Origin of the sequence: Kitasatospora sp. NPDC059803, assembly GCF_042732255.1 — a bacterium.
GTDB lineage: Bacteria > Actinomycetota > Actinomycetes > Streptomycetales > Streptomycetaceae > Kitasatospora.
In genome coordinates this window covers 1-3591 of the sequence record NZ_JBHWIJ010000053.1, presented here as the reverse complement: position 1 = coordinate 3591, position 3591 = coordinate 1, and the positions used below count along the sequence as shown (strand labels likewise).

At 69.3% G+C, this 3591-nt stretch carries 2 protein-coding genes; both read right to left on the bottom strand.

The features are described from left to right. Positions 1–207: 207 nt before the first annotated feature. Positions 208–432: a hypothetical protein gene (locus ACFV6I_RS11860; RefSeq protein ID WP_380424755.1), complete on the bottom strand. Its 225-nt coding sequence runs from the start codon at positions 430–432 to the stop codon at positions 208–210. Positions 433–437: 5 nt separating this feature from the next. After that, a partial coding sequence (locus ACFV6I_RS11855; RefSeq protein ID WP_380424753.1) for a polymorphic toxin-type HINT domain-containing protein occupies positions 438–3591 on the bottom strand: 3154 nt, incomplete at its 5' end.

The following is a 3591-nucleotide window of genomic DNA, read 5'->3' as shown; positions in this document are numbered from 1 at the left end:
CGGCGCCGGGCGGGCCCGGGAACGGCGAAGCCCCGGTTGCCGCCGACGGGGGTGGGGGGCAACCGGGGGGTGGCCGGGGGGGGGGGTGTGCGGGCGCGCGGCGGCGGGGTTGCAAGCGGGGGGGGCGGCCGGGGGGGGGGTTTTCCGCGGTTCCGCCGCCCCGGCCTCACTAGTGTTCTGGTATCAGGTCCTTACGGGTTTCCTCCGCTAGGGCAAGGAATCCCCGTCGGGCGTATACGGAACCGACCGGCAGAAGTCGGCGATTCGCGTCGTCATCTCCTGGAAGTCCTCCCGCGTGCGGCCGATGTAGTCCCAGAGGGCTTCGTCCGACGCGGTGAGGTTGTCCGCGGTCAGCATCGCGGAGATGACGACCACCAGCTCACTCCGGTTCAGCTTCAGGACGTATTCTCCGTCGATGTATTCGGTCTTCATTTCGCCTACTTCTCCATGTACTTCGTTCCCACGGCGCTTTTCCAGGACTTCGTAGTGTAGTTGTAGGCGTGGATGTTGGTTCGGGTCTTGATCACGATGATTTGCCTGGCCTCGTCGAAGAAGATCTCGTTCCCGGTTTCGATGTCCTTGTACTTGAAGATCCGGGGCAGCGCGAGGTACTCGGCCAGCGCCTTGGGGTTCGTACCGATGCCGTTCGGCGCGTGGGACACATCGCCGTCGTTGTACCGCCTGATGTTGTACTCGACGCCGTCGGTGACAGCCGGCCCGTGGGCGTCGAAGATCTCGTCCAGGACGTCCTCAGACACCTCCCAGCAGCCCGCATTGTGCACCAGAACGGGGACTGCGCCCGCGAGAACGTAGTAGGTGTGGATGTCGTTGACGGTGAGGTTGTACGCGGGCTGCGGGGACGTCCAGTGCCGCGTGCCGGTGATCCGGACGGCCTGTCCGTCCGTGGTCCGGACGGTGTCGCCGGCGACGAGGTCGGAGGCGTTGAGCCAGCTCTGTTTGCCTTCCGACCAGTACAGATGGTGGTCGGTGGAGGTGATGGCTCCGGTGACGTCGTTCGGCCCCGTGACCGTGAGTTGGGTGAAGTCATGGTCGTCGGGGGTGTAGAAGGCGGCCCCGACGTTCTCCGGCCCGGTGGTGCCGGTGGTCGGGTCGGTCGCCAGCACCGAGTCGCCGGTGCGGATCTGGTCGATCGGACGGCTCGTGCCGTCGGCCATGAGCACATGGGTGCCGGCAGGGAAGCTGTTCCGCTTGCAGATTCCGAGTACCGCCGACGCCAGGGCCTCGAATCGTTGAATCAGTGTTCGGTCGACGTTGATGTCGCTCCGGAGTGCTTCGAGCGCGGTGTCAGTGCCGATTCCGGTCTTGAGCGAGTTGCGGAATCTGGCGACGGCGTCGGCGGTGGCGGTCACCTTGGCGAGGGCCGCCTTGCTGTAGCCGTCGAGTGAGGCCTGAACGGCGAGTTTGGCGTCTTCGATACCGATGCCGGTGGTGAGCGCGTAGCGGAACGCGACGACGGCCTTGACGCTCTTGGCCAGGACGGGGATGAACGGGGCGGCGTTGGCTGCGGCGAGGGCGCAGGACTTGTTGAAGTCGGGGTCGTTGTAGCACTTGACGAAGTCGTCGACGAACATGTCGTACAGGATTTTGCCGGTGTCCACCGTCGGCCGGTACTTCTTGACGTACTCGGCGTAGGTCACATCGACGGTCTGCGGGTACTGGACCTCCAGCGGGGAGCTGTTGAGGAGGACCGTGTTCCAGACGGTGTACTTGCCGCGGCAGGCGGCGATCGTGAGGTTCGGTTCGGGGCAGGTCTTCAGGATGTAGTCGGTGGTGCCGGTGGCCTTGACCGTGAGGGTGACGGTACAGACCGGCTTTCCTGCCGCATCGTTGCGCCAGACCGTGGTGTCCAGGGGTTTCAGCACATGGCCGTAGGCCGACAGCATCATGTCACCCGCTTCGCAGCGGTCCAGGTTGTCCTTGACGATCTCCGTGTTCGGATCACCCTGAGGAACGGCGTCGATGAAGGAGATCCGGCCCTGGTCGTCGACGGAGGCGGTTGCGTTCTGCAGCTTCCCGTCGGTGCTTTCGTCCTGCTGCTTCGTGAAGACGGCGGCCAGGGCCTCGTCGGCTGCCGTCTTCGCCTCGTCCCTGCTCTTGGCAGCGGCGGCGGCGGAGGCCTTCGCCTGGTCGGAGGCGGTCTTGGCGTCGGCCGCGTACTTGCTCGCCTGGGCGGCGTAGCCGGTGGCCATGGCCGCGGAGACGCCGGCGTTGCGGGCCGCCGTGTTGGCGGTGGCCGCCGATGCCTGGGCCTGCTTGGCGGACTGGGCGGCCTGCGCCGCCGAGGCCTGGGCGGCCTGGGCGGACTGGGCGGCCTGGGTGGCGAAGCCCTGGGCCTGCTGGGCGGACTGGCTGGCCTGGTTGGCGTACCTCTTCGCCTCGTCGGAGGCGCCGCGGGCGTCGGCGTAGGACTGGGCGGCCTGGGCGGCGTACTGGCGGGCCTGGGCGACGGAACCGTCGATGGTGGCGAGGTAGGACGCGACGGTGGCCACGTGGGTGGCGGTCATCGCGTCGCGCTGCTGGGCGGTGAACAGGCCCGACTGCAGGAACGGCACCAGGCGGTCGGCCGGGCCTGACAGGACGGCCTGGGCGGCTGCCTTGACCTCGGGGCCGCCGTTGGCGAGGGCCTGGCTGACGAGGACGCGGTTGTCGTCGTCGCGGGCCTTGTACTGGCCGGTGGCCAGGAAGGCGCGGACGTCGTCGATGGTGCCGTCGAGGGCCTTGCCGGCGGCTTCCTTCACACCCGGTCCGCCGGCAGCCATGATCTGGGACAGCCGGACGCGGTCGTCGTCGTCCTTGCCCGGGTACTGGCCGGTGGCCAGGAACGCCCGGACCTGGTCGGAGGTTCCGACGGTCGCGGTCTCGGCGGCGAGGCGTTTCTCCAGCTTGCCGGGGGACTTGGCGATCGCCATGACGCTGGTGCGGTCGTCGTAGTCGCGGGCGGTCGTCAGACCGCTGCTCAGGAATTCCTGGACGGCGTTGTCGTCGCCCTCCAGCGCGCTCTGGGCGGCGGCCTTCGTCCACGGGCCGGCGGAGTCCAGCAGCCGCAGCGCGGCCTGGCGGCCCTTCAGCACGGCGGTCTTCGTATCGGCCCCGGCTGCGGTGGCGTCCTTGATGAGCTGCTCGGTGTCGGCGGCGAGCTGGGTTGCCTTCCCGGACTCCCAGGCTGCGGTCTTCGCCTTGAGGTCGGCGGCGCGGGAGGCCTCGTCGGCCTTGCCCATCTCCTCGGCCTGCTGGGCGTCGAGGCGTTCCTGGTCGCTGGCGCGGGCGATGCCGGTGACGTTGTGGGCCTGCTTGGCGGAGTTCGCCGCCGAGTTGGCGTAGGAGTCGGCCGAGTCGGCGGCCGACTTCGCGACGTCGGCCGCGTTCGACGCGTCGCCGGCGTGCTTGGCCGCCTCCTCGGCTGCCGTGGCCGCCGCTTCGGCGTGCGCGGCTGCGTCGTTGGCGGCCCGTTGGGCGTCGCCGGCTGCGGCGGCGGCCTGGTTCGCGATCGCGACGGTGGCCTTCGCCGCGCGGGTGGCCTCGGCGGCCGCGCTCCTGGCGCGGGCGGCGGCCTGACGGGCCCGGGCGGCG